The organism is Streptomyces silvisoli, from assembly GCF_029269905.1.
GTDB classification, from domain to species: domain Bacteria; phylum Actinomycetota; class Actinomycetes; order Streptomycetales; family Streptomycetaceae; genus Streptantibioticus_A; species Streptantibioticus_A silvisoli_A.
The window spans coordinates 227,659-242,840 of record NZ_JARJBC010000012.1 but is presented as its reverse complement, the minus strand read 5'-3'; the positions used below and the strand labels follow the sequence as shown (position 1 = coordinate 242,840).

8 protein-coding genes are annotated in these 15,182 nt (G+C 72.6%); 3 read left to right on the top strand and 5 right to left on the bottom strand.

Translation table 11 applies throughout. The features are described 5' to 3' along the window. Nucleotides 1-464: 464 nt before the first annotated feature. Entirely contained in the window at nucleotides 465-1,013 is a 549-nt protein-coding gene (locus P3G67_RS20290) for a MarR family winged helix-turn-helix transcriptional regulator (RefSeq protein ID WP_276094695.1), read from the bottom strand. A gap of 126 nt (nucleotides 1,014-1,139) precedes the next feature. Between P3G67_RS20290 and P3G67_RS20285 the strand changes: the two genes are divergently transcribed. Continuing rightward, complete coding sequence (locus P3G67_RS20285; protein WP_276094694.1) at nucleotides 1,140-2,432, top strand: MFS transporter; 1,293 nt, start codon at nucleotides 1,140-1,142, stop codon at nucleotides 2,430-2,432. A 4-nt stretch (nucleotides 2,433-2,436) separates the two neighbouring features. On the opposite strand, the gene P3G67_RS20280 is transcribed toward P3G67_RS20285, so the two are convergent. Then, nucleotides 2,437-4,140, bottom strand: coding sequence for an ATP-binding SpoIIE family protein phosphatase (locus tag P3G67_RS20280; protein ID WP_276094693.1), 1,704 nt, complete (start codon nucleotides 4,138-4,140; stop codon nucleotides 2,437-2,439). A gap of 230 nt (nucleotides 4,141-4,370) precedes the next feature. Beyond that, nucleotides 4,371-5,663 (bottom strand): NAD(P)/FAD-dependent oxidoreductase, encoded by a 1,293-nt coding sequence (locus P3G67_RS20275; protein WP_276094710.1) that lies wholly within the window; start codon nucleotides 5,661-5,663, stop codon nucleotides 4,371-4,373. A gap of 323 nt (nucleotides 5,664-5,986) precedes the next feature. Here P3G67_RS20275 and P3G67_RS20270 point away from each other — a divergent pair, with 323 nt between their 5' ends. Beyond that, nucleotides 5,987-6,790 carry a TetR/AcrR family transcriptional regulator gene (locus tag P3G67_RS20270; RefSeq protein ID WP_391858305.1) on the top strand — a complete coding sequence of 268 codons (804 nt, stop codon included), beginning with the start codon at nucleotides 5,987-5,989 and terminating at the stop codon, nucleotides 6,788-6,790. Between the two features lie 203 nt (nucleotides 6,791-6,993). Next, nucleotides 6,994-9,018: a sigma-70 family RNA polymerase sigma factor gene (locus P3G67_RS20265; protein ID WP_276094691.1), complete on the top strand. Its 2,025-nt coding sequence runs from the start codon at nucleotides 6,994-6,996 to the stop codon at nucleotides 9,016-9,018. Here P3G67_RS20265 and P3G67_RS20260 read toward each other — a convergent pair. Then, nucleotides 9,005-12,196 (bottom strand): BTAD domain-containing putative transcriptional regulator, encoded by a 3,192-nt coding sequence (locus tag P3G67_RS20260; RefSeq protein ID WP_276094690.1) that lies wholly within the window; start codon nucleotides 12,194-12,196, stop codon nucleotides 9,005-9,007. The genes P3G67_RS20265 and P3G67_RS20260 overlap by 14 nt on opposite strands. A 249-nt stretch (nucleotides 12,197-12,445) precedes the next feature. Continuing rightward, nucleotides 12,446-14,566, bottom strand: coding sequence for an asparagine synthase-related protein (locus P3G67_RS20255; RefSeq protein WP_276094689.1), 2,121 nt, complete (start codon nucleotides 14,564-14,566; stop codon nucleotides 12,446-12,448). Nucleotides 14,567-15,182 lie beyond the last annotated feature (616 nt).

Here is a 15,182-nt window from a genome sequence, read left to right as displayed (position 1 = left end):
CAGGAGGAATAATCCCGGTAGTGCACAGCGTCCTCGCTGTGTTATTTCTTCAAAGGAACCTCGTCCGAGATGGACGGGGTATCAACATATCTGGCGTTGACTTTTGGCACGCTGTTGAGTTCTCAAGGAACGGAAGCTTCCTTCGAGACCGTCTCACCGGTCCCTCCGGGCTTTCCCTTCGGTTTCTCCAGCTTATCAGATCTTTTCGGACCCGATTCCCGCTGGCGGGATTTCCTGCTTGGTTTGTCTTTCCGGCCTCGCGGCCGTTCCGACGAGTGAGACTTTAGCGGATCCTTGGCCGCTCGGTCTAATCGAGCGAATTCCGGTTCCACATTCCGAAAACACGCACGAAAAAGCTGCGACAGCTAGTCGGTTGCGTTTGCGGAATGGTCACCCGCGGACCGACCGGAGTCGGCGCTCACGCCGGGCAACTCGGAGAACACTACGGATGGGCCGGGCCCGTGTCAACTCGCTTCGGTGCCGTCCGTCGCATCCGGGTCCACCCGGTGCAGAACGCTCGCCAACATCCCGCCGAGCGTGGCCAGTTCCTCGGAGGACAGGTCCTGCAACAGCTCCGACTCGAAGCCCGCCGCCATCCTCATGGCCTCCAGCCACTTGCCCCGGCCCTCGTCGGTCAGCTCGACGATCACCCGCACCCGGTTGGACTCGTCGCGCTCGCGGGTCACCAGACCCTCGGCGACCATCCGGTCGATGCGGTGCGTCATCGCGGCGGGGGTCAGTCCCAGGCGCTTGGCCAGATCGCCGGGACCGAGGCGGTAGGGCTTGCCGACCAGTACGAGGGCCTTGAGTACCTCCCACTCGGCGTTGCTTATGCCGAGCTCGGCGACCTGGCGCCCGTAGGCGACGTTCATCCGCCGGTTCAGCCGCTGGAGGGCCGAGACCACCTTCTCGATCTGCGGGTCCACCTCGGGGAACTCGCGCTGGTAGATGGCGATCTGCTCGTCGAGGTCTAGCTCCGCCGGCTCATGGGGCGGCTCGTCGGCTGCGGTCATGTGCCGAGTATCCCATGGAAGTCGTTCGCACTTAAGTCTTCGGCCATGTATATTTTAGCTTCGAAGTTTAGGGTTGAAGTCTTCGAGCTCGTAGACCACGGGCTCTCGCACCAGAGGTAGGTGAGTGTGACCACGGCAATGGGCGCAGCGCTGCGCCGGATCCAGTTCGGGAACGCGCTGAGCGCGTTCGGCAACGGCTTCACGGTCCCGTTCCTGTTCGTCTACGTGGCGCGGGTTCGAGATCTTGGTGCCGTCACCGCGGGCGTGGTGTTGTGGGCTTTCGCCGCCGCCGCGCTGGTCGTGCTGCCGTTCACCGGTCGGGTCATCGACCGGCGGGGTCCGCTGCCCGTAGTGCTCGTCGGTTCCGTGGTCTCCGCGGTCGGTTCGCTGGGGTTCGGGTTGGCGACGTCGGCCCCGATGGCGATCGTCTCCTCCGGCGTGCTCGGTGCGGGCATGGCGGTGATCCAGCCCGCGCTGGCCACGCTGATCGTCTGGTGCTCCAGCACCACGACGCGTTCGCGCGCCTTCGCCACGCAGTTCTTCCTGAACAACCTGGGGCTCGGCATAGGTGGACTGTTCGGCGGGCTGCTGGTGGACACCGCCCACCCCGGCTCGTTCACCCGGCTGTTCGCCATAGAGGCGGCGATGTTCCTGGTGCTGGCCGCCATCGTGGCGACCGTGCGGCTGCCGCGTACCGTCGCGATCGAGGACATCCAGGACGCGCCGGAGGGTGAGCGGATCGGCGGTTGGCGGGCGTTGCTCGCGGACCGGTCGATGGTGCAGCTGTGCGTGCTCGGCGCGGTGATGTTCTTCGCCTGCTACGGGCAGTTCGAGTCCGGACTGTCGGCGTACGCCACCGATGTCACCCGTATCCAGCCCGCCACCCTGGGCGTGGCGCTGGCCGCCAACACGGCGGTCATCGTGATCGCGCAGTTCCTGGTACTCAAGCCCGTGGAGCGGCGTCGGCGCACCCGCGTCATTGCGGCGGTGGGGCTGATATGGACGGTCGCCTGGCTGGCGGCTGGCGCCTCCGGGCTGATCCACGGGCACCAGATGTGGGCGACCGGGGCGATCATCTCCACGTACGCCCTGTTCGGGCTGGGCGAGGCGCTGCTGGCGCCGACGGTGGCTCCGCTGGTGGCGGATCTGGCCCCGGGCCGCATGGTCGGGCTGTACAACTCGGCGTTCGCGCTGGTCAAGCAGCTCGCGTTGGCCGTCGGGCCGCTGGTCGGCGGCATATTGGCGGGCCTTGGGCTGTACACGCCGTACATCGTGATGCTGGTCGGCTGCTCACTGGCGATCACCGTGCTGTCGCTGCGGTTGGGGCGGCGCCTCACTCCTGTACAGGACTCGCCGATGCGTGCCGCCGCCGTGTCCGCGCCGTCCGCGGAGACGGCTCGGGTGGTGGCGGCGGCCTGAGCGGTCAGCCGCCGGTACCCGGCAGGGCGAACTCGCACCAGACGGTCTTCCCGCCGCCCGGTGTCCGCCGCGAGCCCCATGAGGAGGCGATGGTCGCGACGATCGCGATCCCGCGGCCCGCTTCGTCTCCGGGATCGGCGCGCCGCCGCCGTGGCAGATGGTCGTCGCCGTCGGTCACCTCGATGATCAGTCGCCGGTCGGTGCGGCGCAGCCGCAACCGCATGGGCGGGGTGCCGTGTTGCAGCGAGTTGGCCACCAGCTCGCTGGTGGCCAGCACGCCCAGGTCCCGCAACTCCACCGGGAACCGCCAGGACGCGAGCACCCCGGTGGCGAACGCCCGTGCCCGGGGCGCCGCTTCGACGCCGCCGAGCAGGTCCAGTGAGGCGTTGCGGAACAGTTCCGCTTCGGCCCCGGTGTGCCGGGGGTGTTGCAGCACCAGTACCGCCACGTCGTCGTCATGGTCCGAGCTGACGCCCAGCGTGCGCAGCAGCCGGTCGCAGATGACCTGCGGGGTGCCGCTGGCTCCGGCCAGTGCCCGCTCCAGCCCGGCGACGCCCTCGTCGATGTCCTCGTCGCGGCGTTCCACCAGCCCGTCGGTGTAGAGCACGGCGGTGGCGCCGGGCTCCAGCGGGACCGACCCCGAGGCGTGCAGCCAGCCGCCGGTGCCCAGCGGTGGGCCGGTCGGCCCCTCGGCGCGGTGGACGGTGCCGTCCGCCGCACGGATGACGATGGGCAGGTGCCCGGCGGAGGCGTAGGTCAGCCGGGCCTCGCTGGGGTCGTGGACGGCGTAGACGCAGGTGGCGATCTGGCTGGCGTCGATCTCGGCGGCCAGCCCGTCGAGGAGTTGGATCACCTCGTGCGGCGGGAGGTCCAGCCTGGCGTACGCCCTTACGGCGGTGCGCAGCTGGCCCATCACGGCGGCGGCGCGTACTCCGCGGCCCATGACGTCGCCGATCACCAGGGCGGTGCGGCCCGCGCCGAGGGTGATCACGTCGTACCAGTCGCCGCCGACGGCGGCCTCGGTGCCGCCGGGCTGATAGGTGGCGGCCACCCGCAGGTCGTCGGGCTGCTCCAACTCCTGTGGCAGCAGGCTGCGTTGCAAAGTGACGGCTGCCTCGCGCTGCAACCGCTCGCTGGCCCGCAGCCGTTCGGCGGAGCGCACCTGGTCGGTGACGTCGGCGGCGAAGACCAGCACACCGCCCTCCGCGGCACCCTCGGCCGCGGCCTTCTCCAGCGCGGTGTTCGCCAACGGGGTGCAGGTGAACGTGAAGTAGCCGCTGCGCTGCTCCTCGTTCGCGCCACACGCCCAGGTCACCTTGCGGGCCTTGACGGTGCGCGGGCGTCCGCTGCGCAGCACCTGGTCCATCAGCGGCAACAGGCCCAGTTCGGCGAGTTCGGGCAGCGATTCGCGGGCGGGTTCGCCGGGTTTGCGGGCGCCGAAGACCTCGGTGTAGGCGTCGTTGACGTACCCGGTGCGGTGCTCGGGCCCGTAGGTGATGGCGATCAGCGCCGGTACCTGGCCGAGGACGTCATGGACGGAGAGTTGGTCGGCCGCGGTCGCCCCGGGGTGCCGCGCCGCGCGGGCGGCGGGGACGGATCCCGTGGCACCGGTGGCGCCCGGTGTGGCGGTGGGATCCGCTGCCGCGGCGGCAGCCGCCGCGCGTCGCTGTGTTCCGGGGAGCCGGGCGCTCCAGCGCGTCAGATTCACAGATTGATGCCTCGTGCTGTCGTACCGGGTGGCTCTGCCGGGCGGCCGTGGGGTAAACGCCCAGTTTCTCTTCTGTGTCACACTCTGCCCGTGTCAGGCGCATGTGTCACTCTTCGCAGGTACGGGCGTACCCGCCGTCACCATCGCAGTGTTGGAGCGTAGTTGGCGAGGGACGGATGTGGCAGTGCGGCGAGTGCCTCGGTTGGGGGCGGTGGTGGGCCCAGCCGGGGTCAGACGTCCGGCTGTCTGCCGGTGCCTGCGGCGAGTTCGAACTCCGCACGGGGGTTCTCCAGGGAGCCGAGTGCCGCGATCTCCCGCTTGAACAGCGCGGCCAGGGTCCAGTCGGCGAGGACTCTGGACTTGCGGTTGGCCGTTGGGAGGCGGCTGAGGTGGTAGACGCGGTGCATGAGCCACGCAGGGTAGCCCTTGACCTGGCGCCCGTACAGATGGGCGACACCCTTGTGCAGGCCGAGGGAGGCCACCGAGCCGATCAGGGCGTGCCGGTACTCCTGGGGCTCGCCGCCGCGGAGGGTGGCGATGATGTTGTCGGCGAGGAGCCTGCCTTGGCGGACGGCGTGTTGGGCGTTCGGGGCGCACTCGGTGCCGGGCTTCTGCGCGGTCAGGTCGGGTACGGCCGCGGCGTCACCGGCCGCCCAGGCGTGTTCGGTGCCGTCCAGCCGTAGCGCGGCGGTGACCCGCAGCCGGCCGTGCGGGTCGCGCGGCAGGTCGGTGGCGGCGACCAGCGGATGCGGCTTGACCCCGGCGGTCCACACCACCGTACGGGTGGGGAAGCGCGCGCCGTCGCTGAGTACCGCGATCCGTTTCTCGCATCTGGCCAGCCGGGTCTCCAGCCGTACGTCGATGTTGCGGCCGCGCAGCTCGCGCACCGCGTACCGGCCGAGGTCCTCGCCGACTTCCGGCAGGATCCGGTCGGTAGCCTCCACCAGCACCCAACGCATGTCGTCGGGCAGCACGTTGTGGTAGTAGCGGGTGGCGTAGCGGGCCATGTCCTCCAGCTCGCCCAGCGCCTCGACCCCGGCGAATCCACCGCCGACGAAGACGAAGGTCAGCGCCGCGTCGCGGACCTCGACATCGCGGGTGGAGGAGGCGATGTCGAGTTGGGCCAGCACGTGGTTGCGCAGGCCGACGGCCTCCTCCACGGTCTTGAACCCGATGCCGGACTCGGCCAGTCCGGGGATCGGCAGGGTGCGGGAGACCGACCCCGGGGCGAGGACGATCTCGTCGTAGCGCAGCTCGGCGTCGCCGCCGCCCTCGCTGCGGGTGGCGGGCGTGGAGACATACGCCGTCCGTCTGGCGTGGTCGACGCGGCGCGCTTCCCCGACCACGACCTGGCAGCGGGGCAGGACGCGCCGGAGCGGCACGATGACGTGCGCGGGCGCCACGGACCCGGCGGCCGCCTCGGGGAGGAACGGCTGGTACGTCATGTACGGGTCGGGCGAGATGACGACGACCTCGGCCTCGCGGCGCCTGAGCCTGCGCTGGAGGCGCAGGGCCGCGTACATGCCGACGTATCCGCCGCCGACCACCAGGATCCGTGCTGGCTGTGTCACCTTCCCATGACGCACCGACAAGCGGTGGTTTGTCCACAGGGCCGCACAACGTTGTCCACAGGCCGATCATGGTTGGCTCACAGACTCGTACGATGCTGGAAGGCAGTCCGGGGAAGTACGCGATCGGGGCGGTCCGGGCGGAACCTCCCCCTTCATTCTTGACCTGGGCTCAACTATGTTCGTACAGCGGTACGTCATCGGTACGGGCAAGTGCCCGGCACCGAAGGGACATTGGGGGAGTCTCCGGGGGGAGACGTCACAACCGGGGGATACATATGCATATTCAGGACCCGCAGTGGGCGATGACCATCAACACTGACGGTGACGGACACGGCCGTGCCCATGGACGTGCGCACGGCCTGACGACGGGGGGTTCGGGGGGCAGGGGCACACCGCTGCGGGTGGATGCCCAGCGCAATCTGGAGCATGTGCTGCGGGCGGCGCGCGAGGTCTTCGGCGAGCTGGGCTACGGCGCGCCGATGGAGGACGTGGCGCGACGCGCCCGGGTGGGTGTCGGCACGGTCTACCGGCGCTTCCCCAGCAAGGACGTGCTGGTGCGCCGGATCGCCGAGGAGGAGACCGCCCGGCTGACCGAGCAGGCCCGCGCCGCGCTCGGACAGGAGGACGATCCGTGGGCCGCGCTCTCGCGGTTCCTGCGCACCTCGGTGGCGTCCGGGGCAGGGCGGCTGCTGCCGCCGCAGGTGCTGCGGGTGGACACCAGCGCGCCCGAGCTGGCCGAGGCCAGGGTTCCGCAGCAGCGCGAGTCGGTGGCGGTCGTGCCGCACCGTGTGGACGGCCACGGGCCTGAGTCGCCGCGGCTGGTCGAGCCGCGCTCGACGGTCGGCGCGGAGCACGACGGCGGCATCACGGCGCTACTCACGGTGGTCGGCCAACTGGTCGAGCGGGCGCGTGCGGCGGGCGAGTTGCGGCCCGATGTGGCAGTGGCCGACGTGCTGTTGGTGATAGCCACCGCGGCGCCTTCGCTGCCGGACGCGGCGCAGCAGGCGGCGGCTTCGGCGCGGCTGTTGGAGATCCTGTTGGAGGGGCTTCGGTCGCGTCCGCAGATACGTACGGCGTAGTCGGCCGCCGGTCCGCCACTGGATCGGGGCGTGCCGCCCACGGTCCGGCGGCGGATGGTCACCCTCGTACGGGTGAACGTTCAGGTGCGAAGCGGGAAGTCTGCCCGGACGAGTGGTTCCGGTGACAGCCCGGAGCGTGCGTCATGGGGGTGTGCGACCCTTGGCCGTGGCTTGGTGCGGCGGCGGGTTGTGGAGCTTGCGCGATGGGCGTTGACGGACAGGACGACTCTCGGGGCACTGGCGGCGCGCGGTCCGGTGACGGCCGGGATGCGGGCGGCTCCGAGGCCTCCGGTGGCTCCGGTGGCTCCGGTGGCTCCGGCGAGGGCCCCAGACCCGGCCGTGGGCTGCACCGGCGGGTTCCGGGCCAGGCTCCCGCGGGTGCGGGCGCCCCAGGCGCGGCGGACGCCCCCGGGCGGTCCGGCGGCGGACGCGGCGCGGCCGACGAGTTCGTACCGCAGCAGCGCGAGCGCTCGGGTGGTGGTCAACTGCCGCCGTCCGACGCCGAGTTGGTGGCACGGGTGCGTGACGGTGACGACAGCGCGTACGAGGAGCTGTACCGGCGGCACGCCGACGCGGTACGCCGCTATGCGCGCGGTTGCTGCCGGGACGCCTACACCGCGGAGGACCTCACCGGTGAGGTGTTCGCCCGCACCCTTCAGGCGGTGCGCGGTGGCGCCGGGCCGGACGCGGCGGTACGTGCGTATCTGCTGACGACGGTGCGGCGGGTCGCGGCATCCTGGACGAGCAGTGCGAAACGGGAGCAACTGGTCGAGGACTTCGCGGTGTTCGCGGTCGGCGCCGCCGGTGCGAACAGCAGCGGCGGGAGCGGGGCGTTCGGTGCCGGGACGGATCCCGGCGCCGATGTGCGGGCCATGCAGGAGGCCGACCAATCGCTCGCGGTGAAGGCATTCAAGACCCTGCCCGAGCGGTGGCAGGCGGTGCTGTGGCACACCGCTGTCGAGCAGGAGTCGCCCAGCCAGATCGCCCCGTTGCTGGGCCTGACCGCCAACGCGACCGCGGTGCTGGCGCACCGGGCCCGTGAGGGGCTGCGCCAGGCCTATCTCCAGGCCCATGTCAGCTCCGCGCTGACCGCCGAAGGCGAGTGCGCCCGGCACGCGGACCGGCTCGGCGCGCATGCCCGCGGCGGTCTGCGGCTGCGCGCGGACCGGGAGTTGCGCAAGCACCTTGAGACATGCGGCAGATGCCGTGCGGCGGCGGCCGACCTCGCCGATGTCAACGCCTGCCTCAAGGGCCTGCTGCCGGTTGCCACGATCGGGTGGTTCGCCGCGTCCTACGTCGCCAAGGCGGCCGGGATCGCCGCGGTCGGCGCGGCAGGCGCGGGAGCGGCGGCCGGTGCTGGTGCGGCGGCGGGGGCCGGCGGGGCCTCCGGCTCCGGCGGCGCGGCGGGCGGTGCGGCGGCGGCCGAGGGCGTGGGGATGCCCGCGAAGATCGGCATCGCGGCGGGCGTGGTGGTCGCGGCGGGCGGAGTGGCGATCGCCGCCGTCCTGCTCGGCAACGACCACCCCGCGCCGAAGGCGGAAGCCAAGCCGCCGGTGAAGGCCGCGCCCATCGGCCCCGTACCGAAGGCATCACCACCGTCCCCGGCGCCGGCTCCCACCCCTAGGCCGAGTGCCCCGCCGCCCTCACCCGCCCGTGTCGCCCTGCCGACGCCGACGCCGACCCCGACGCCGACCCCGACCCCGTCGCCCAAGCCAACTCCCAAGCCCACCCCACCGGCGCCCCGGCCGGCCCCGTCGCCCACCCCGACGCCGACGCCGCCACCGCTCGCGCCGCCGACCGTCTACCAGCTCAACGAGCTACCGCTGGGCGTCCTCGGCGACGGCACGGGACCGGAGGTGCGGCCGGACGCGTTCAACTGGCTGTGGCACCGCTACGACCTGGAGATGGACGGCACCAACTACCCGGACGGGGTGAGCGTGCACACGCCCTCGTCCGTCGAGATCGACCTCAACCGCGCCTGCACCTCGTATGACGCGGTGGCCGGGCTGGACGACCTGTCGGCGGAGGGCGGCGCGGTGCGCTTCGAGGTCTACGGCGACGACACCCCGCTGTTCACCTCGGGCGTGGTCACCGCGGACAGCGGTCCGGTGCCGGTGCACGCCGACCTCACCGGGTACAGGACGCTGCGCCTGGTCGTACGGGACGCGGGCGGCGGGCCGTTCCTGAACCTCGCGGACTGGGCGCGGTCACGCATCAGTTGCCGGTGACGCCGTCCAGCAGTTCGACGGCCTCGCCGACGGTGTGCCGCAGGCCCTCCGCGTACGCGGCGTCGTGGGCCTGGTCGCCCAGCACGGCACGGGCCTGGTCGTGTACCCGTGCCGCGTCGGCTCGCTCCGGCACCGGTCGGGCCAGCGAACCGCGCAGTGTGGTCGCCGCGCCCAACATCCGCAGCGCGTCCGCGGGTCGGCCCAACTCCAGCAGGCCGACGGCGGCTCGCTCGGCGAGGGTGGCGAGCAGCGGTTCGGTGCACTGCGCCGCGATGCCCTCGTGCAGGGCGCGGCGGAACGTGTCCACCGCCTCGGGCCGCTTGCCCTCGGCGAGCAGCACATCGCCGTCCAGGCCGGTGAGGAAAGCGGTGAACATCGGCGGCGGGGTGCCCAGTTCGGCCTCGGCTCGGGCGATATCGCACAGCTCACGGGCTCTGGATACATCGCCCGCACGTGCGGCGATAGTGCCTTGCAGACAGCGGATATACGTACGGGCATCCCAGACGCCATAGTGGTCGGCCTCCCGTTCCGCCTGTTCCAGCAGTCGCTCGGCCGTCGCGTCATCACCCTCCCTGGTGGCCAACTCCGCCAGCCTGGCCACCAGAAACGGGTGCTCAGCGCGCGCGCCCAGTTCCTCGCACAGCCGGATGGAGGCCTCCAGGTCGGCGCGCGCGGTGGCGTACTGGCCGCGCGCCATCGCCAACTCGGCCCTGGCGGTACGCACCTGGGCGATCAGCCAGCGATCCCCCACCCGCTCGGCCAGTTCGGCCAGCTCCGCCCAGTCGGCATCGGCGGTGTTCAGCCCACCGGGCATGTCGATGATCACGTGCGTGCGGAAGGTCAGCGCACACGCGAGCTCCCACTCGCCGCCGTACGCACGGCAGTTGTCCACCATGACGTCGGTGTGCGCCCGAATATCCTGCTGTCCGCCCAGGTGATATCCGACGAACGGCCACAGCAGTCCGGGGAAGCGCGCGCTGTGCGGCCCCGGCTCGGCGTAGACGCTTCTGATCTGCCGGGCCACCGCCTTGACCTCGTCGTGGACCACCCCCGCCACGCTCGCCCGGTCGGCACTGAGCAAGAACTGCACCAGCCGCAGATCCATCCGCGACATGAACAGCGGATCGCTGCGATCCGTCGGCGGCTCGCCGAGCGCGACGACCCGCGAGATCCACCCGGCGCTCTCGTCCCGGTAGCTGCGCAGCCACCAGAACCAGCCGAGCGCGGAGACCATCGAGATCGCCGTCTCCTCGTCACCCTCGTCGATCACCCGCTTCAGCACGCCGCGCGCGTTGTCCAGCTCGGTCTCCAGCCGCTCCAGCCAAGGGAGTTGCTCCCCGGTGCGCAGCTTCGGATCGGCGGTCCGCACCAGGTCGTGGAAGTAAGCGGTGTGGCGGCGGGCGGTGGCGGCGACCTCGTCCGGATGCTCGGCGGCGCGCTCCCGCGCGTACTCCTGGATGGTCTCCAGGAAGCGGTAGCGCACCCCGTCCGGCAACTCCTCGGCGACCAGCAGTGACTTGTCCACCAGCGACCCGATCAGGTGCAGCACGTCCCGCTCGCGCAGTTCCGTGCCGTCGGCGCACACCGCTTCGGCGGCGGCCAGCGTGCAGCCGCCGGAGAAGACGCACACCCGGCGCAGCAGGGTGCGCTCCCGGGTGTCGAGCAGCCCCCAGGACCAGTCCACCACCGCGAGCAGCGTCTGCTGACGCGGTAGCACGGTGCGGCTGCCGCTGGTCAGCAGGCGGAAGCGGTCGTCCAGCCGGTCGGCGATCTGATGCGGGGTGAGCATGCGCAGCCGGGCGGCGGCGAGTTCGATGGCGAGCGGCAGGCCGTCCAGGCGGCGGCAGATCTCGGCGATCGCCTCGTGGTCGGCGTCCGCGTCGAAGCCGGGGCGCACGGCCGCGGCGCGCTCGGCGAACAGCCGGTACGCGGTGGGCGGAGGCAGCGGTTCCACCGGGCGGACCGCCTCGCCGGGCACGCCCAGCGGTTCCCGGCTGGTCGCCAGCACGGTCACTCCCGGGCAGTGTGCCAGCAGCGCCTCGGCGGTACGGGCGGCGGCGCCGATGACGTGCTCGCAGTTGTCGAGGACCAGCAGCATGCGGCGGTGCGCGCAGTGTTCGAGCAGCCGCTCGGTGGGCTCGGCGACCGGCGCCGTGCTCGTCAGCAAGGCGGTGTCGCTACGGCCTACGGAGTTGAGCACCGCGCGGGCCACCCCGCCCGGATCGGCGACGGGCGCCAGCTCGGCGACCCACACCCCGTCCGGGTACATGGCCGCGAGTTCGGTTCCGGCTTGCTCCGCCAGCCGCGTCTTTCCCGAGCCGCCCGCCCCGACGAGGGTCACCAGCCGGTGCAGGGCCATGTCGTCCCGCAGTGCGCGCAGGTCGTCCTCCCGGCCGACGAAGCTGGTGAGGCGGGGACGGAGGTTGCCGGGTGCGGCGGGGGCCGGGGGCGCGGGCGGTGGTTGGCGCGATGGGGGACGGGGGTCGAGCAACTCCGCGTGCAGCGCGCGCAGTTCGGTACCGGGGTCGGTGCCCAGGCTGTCGGCGAGGGCGGTGCGGGTCTGCTCGTAGGCCGCCAGGGCGTCGGCGGTACGGCCGACCGCGCGCAGCGCACGGATGTACTGGGCGCGGAACGGTTCGTTCAGCGGATGCTCGGCCACCAGTTCCTGCAACTGCGGTAGGACGTCGGCGGCGCGTCCCAACGCGAGGTGCGCCTCGGCGCGGTGCTGCAACGCGGTGAGCCGCAGGGCCTCCCAGCGGGCGGCGGCGGAACGGTCCGGGAGATCGGCGAGCGCCGGGCCGCGCCAGAGCGCGAGGGCCTCGTCCAGCGCGCTCGCGGCGGCCGCCGCGTTTCCCTCGCCGAGCGCGGTGGCGCCGTCCTTCGTCAGGCGCTCGAACACGAAGAGGTCGACGTCCTCGGCCTTGGCGTGCAGTACGTAGCCGGCCGGGCCGGAGCCGACCTCGTCCCGGCCGAGGGCCCGGCGCAGCCGGGACACCAGCGCTTGCAGGGCACCGTGCGCGTCCTCGGGCTCGTCGCCGCCCCACACCTCGTCGATGAGCACGGAGGGCGCGACGGGGCGCCCCGCACGGAGCGCGAGGGCAGCGAGGGCGGCGCGCAGACGGGCCCCGGCGAGCGGGGCTCCGGCGACTTCCGTCGTGCCGAGGAGTTGGTAGCGCACGTCTCATTCTCCCCCGCCCCCTGGGTGCGGCCCTGCCAGGGTTCGGAGTTTTCGCACTGCCCGACCGATCGCCGCCGACTGTGCACGTTCCGGTTCGCGGCCGCGCCGCGGGTTTGTGAGTGGGGGATGATCTCCCACGCGCCAACCCGCTTTTCCCACGGGGCCACCGGACCCGCGACCAACCGCGTGCGACGGCGCACCAAAGGCCGACGGCGAACGGGCAGGCGGGTGGGCGAACCCCAGGCCCGGCTAGTGCGTAGGCGGCAGCGAGATCGCCCGAAAGGCCAGCGCGAGTACTCCCGGCGCGTCGGGCCCCGTCCAGCACGACCCCCGTCGCGCCAGCAGCCGCCGCAGCCAGACCTCCGTCGCGACCAACTCCCCCAGCCCGTCGAGCGGCAACGCCTCCCCGTCCGCCGCCGAGCGCAGCGCCCCCCGTACCACCCGCGCGTCGACCAGCCCGGCGTCGGCCAGCAGCGGCGCGCTGAACAGGTCCATCAGGTCGTCCACAGCGGCGCGCAGCCCTACCCGTACCGCGCCGGAGGCGTTGGTCGTGGCGCCCCACCCGGGCGGCAGATCGTGCACCCCGGCCCCCGCCAGTACCGCGCGCAGCACGGAGGCCCGCGCTCCGGGCCGCACCCGCATCGTCTCGGGCAGCGCCTGCGCCGCCCGCACCACCTGGTTGTCCAGGAACGGCGCATGCAGCCGCTGGCTCCGCACCTCCACCGCCTGCTCGAAAACCCGCAGATCAGCCGCCGCACGGGCGAGCGCCGCGCGGGCCCGCCGCTCGCCGGGACGGCCCACGGAGCCGGGCCGGGCAGCCGCGTCGGACAACCGAATCGATACTTCGGCGAGCGCCTCCCCGGTCAGCCAGCGGGCCGCGGGCCCGGGACGGCACCAGGTGAGCGCCGCCAGTGACGCCGTGAGCCCACCCGCGCCGGCGTCGTCGAAGCGCCGTGCCAGCAGCCGGCCCGCCGCGTCCTCCACACCCTGTTGATAAGGCGTGCGGGCGAGCCGCCGCGCCGCCCGGTACAGCGTCAGCGGTACGAACGCGGAGCGCGCCGACGCCCCCTCGGCCCGCGCCAACGCGGCGGCGGGGCGCAGCAGATGGCGTCGGTGCCGCTCCAGCAGCAGATCGGCGAGCCGCGCGGGGTGCGCGTCGAGCACGTGGCGCGCGCCATGGCCGATGAAGTGGTCGGCGCCACCCGCCGCGAGCCGCCGCCGATGCCGCTCCGCGGTGATCAACGCGGGACCCGGCTCGTCGGTCAGCGGACCGCTGTCCAACAGGTCCGCGTACGGCAGGGACTCGGCACCGCCGGGCACCACCACGTGGTGCAGCCGGGGGTCGGCCGCCATCCTGCGGGCTCGTTCCAGCTCCGCGTCGCGCCCCTGCTCCCCGCTGGTGGCCAGGTCGTTGAAGGTGACGGCGCGCAGCCGCTGCCCGGCCTGCGCCCCCAGCCCGATCGGCGTTCCCGGCATACCGGGCAGGCCCGCGGCGAGCAGCGCCAGGGTCGCGGACGCGCTGCCGCCCGACAGGTCGGCGCCGATCCCGGGCGCGGGCGCGTCGCCGGGCTCGGGTACGTAGCGCGGCTGGGCCAGCCGGGCGCGTACCGCCTCGACCAGCGCGTCCCGTACACCCGCGACCGCCTGCTCGGCGTCGGTGGCGGAACGGGACGCTCCGACCGCGAGGGAGGCGTGCGGCTCGTAGCCGGTGATCTCCGGGGCGCCCTCGCGCAGGATGAGCGCGTGACCGGGCGGCACCCGGCGCACGTCCTGGTACGGAGTGCCGTTGCCGAGCGCCTCCGGCGAGTCGGGGCAGGCGAGTTGGGCGGCGAGGTGGGTGACGTCCAGGCTCGCCTCGACGAGGTCGGCAAGCGGCAGTGCGGCGGTGGCGTACGCGGTGCCGCCCGCCCACGGGGTGTGGAAGACCGGGCGGGCTCCGGCGAGGTCGGCGACGATCGTGGTGCGGCGCCCGATCTGGAGCACCGCGGTGTAACTCCCTGCCCACATGGTGAGATGGCGCAGCGCGCCGCCGCGCGCCGCGTAGAGCCCGATGCGGAGCGCGTCATCGCTGGCGAGGCACCGGCCCAGTACGGCGAGGCGGACGGTCACCGGGCCTCCGCCGTTGCGCTGGCCGGAGCCGAATCCGGGCGCGGTGCCGTACGCGCTTCCGTACGCGCCGTGTGCGCCGTTGCCTCCGGGGCGTGTCGGGTCGGCCGTGATGACCCGGATCTCGTCGGCGCGCCAGTCGCCGACCGCCCACAGCGGATCAGGGTCACCCCACAGGAGTTGACCGCCGACCGGCAGCAGGGTCCGACCGGCGACGACCGATGAACGCGCTACGGCGCTGCTCCAACCCACCAACCACCGCATCGCAGCCTCCACCGGCTGTGGACAACTGGCTTCGCACCACGGCGAACTGCCGCTCCATCAGGGCCCGGACAGATCTCCGCTCGGGGAACATCAGGGCTCTGCTCTGGGAACATGCTGCCACGGAGTGGAGCGTCAGGGGCGTACGGGAGCGTGGCGAAGCGGTGGTCCCGCGCCGCCGATGCGGGCCAATATGGCGGTATGCGCGTTTTGTTCCGTCTGTCGTATGCCGGTTGGCGTATGCCCCGGGCGGGGTGCCGCGTGGCGCGGGGGTACACCGAACACGTTCGGCGGGGTGCGCGTCGCATTAAGTGGCGGCTGGGCGCCCGCCGTTGGGCCACTGCGTAAAGCTCTGGTATAAGGCTGCCCGCCCCGGGCCTCCCCCTCCGTGGTCCGGAACGGGCAGCCCGTCTCAGTGCCCCGACCCGCAATCCCCAAACCGGCGATTTCTCGCCAACGTCGCGCGGGTATCCACACGCCACGCGCGGGCCAACACTCAGTCCGGGAGGCGTCGGCACGCCCCCCGGACCGGTTCCGCCACCCGCGGGGAATGAGGCAGCGGTGTCCCCTGGCCCACCACCGACAAATCCGAAGCCGCAGTCTCGACGGCAGGCCGACC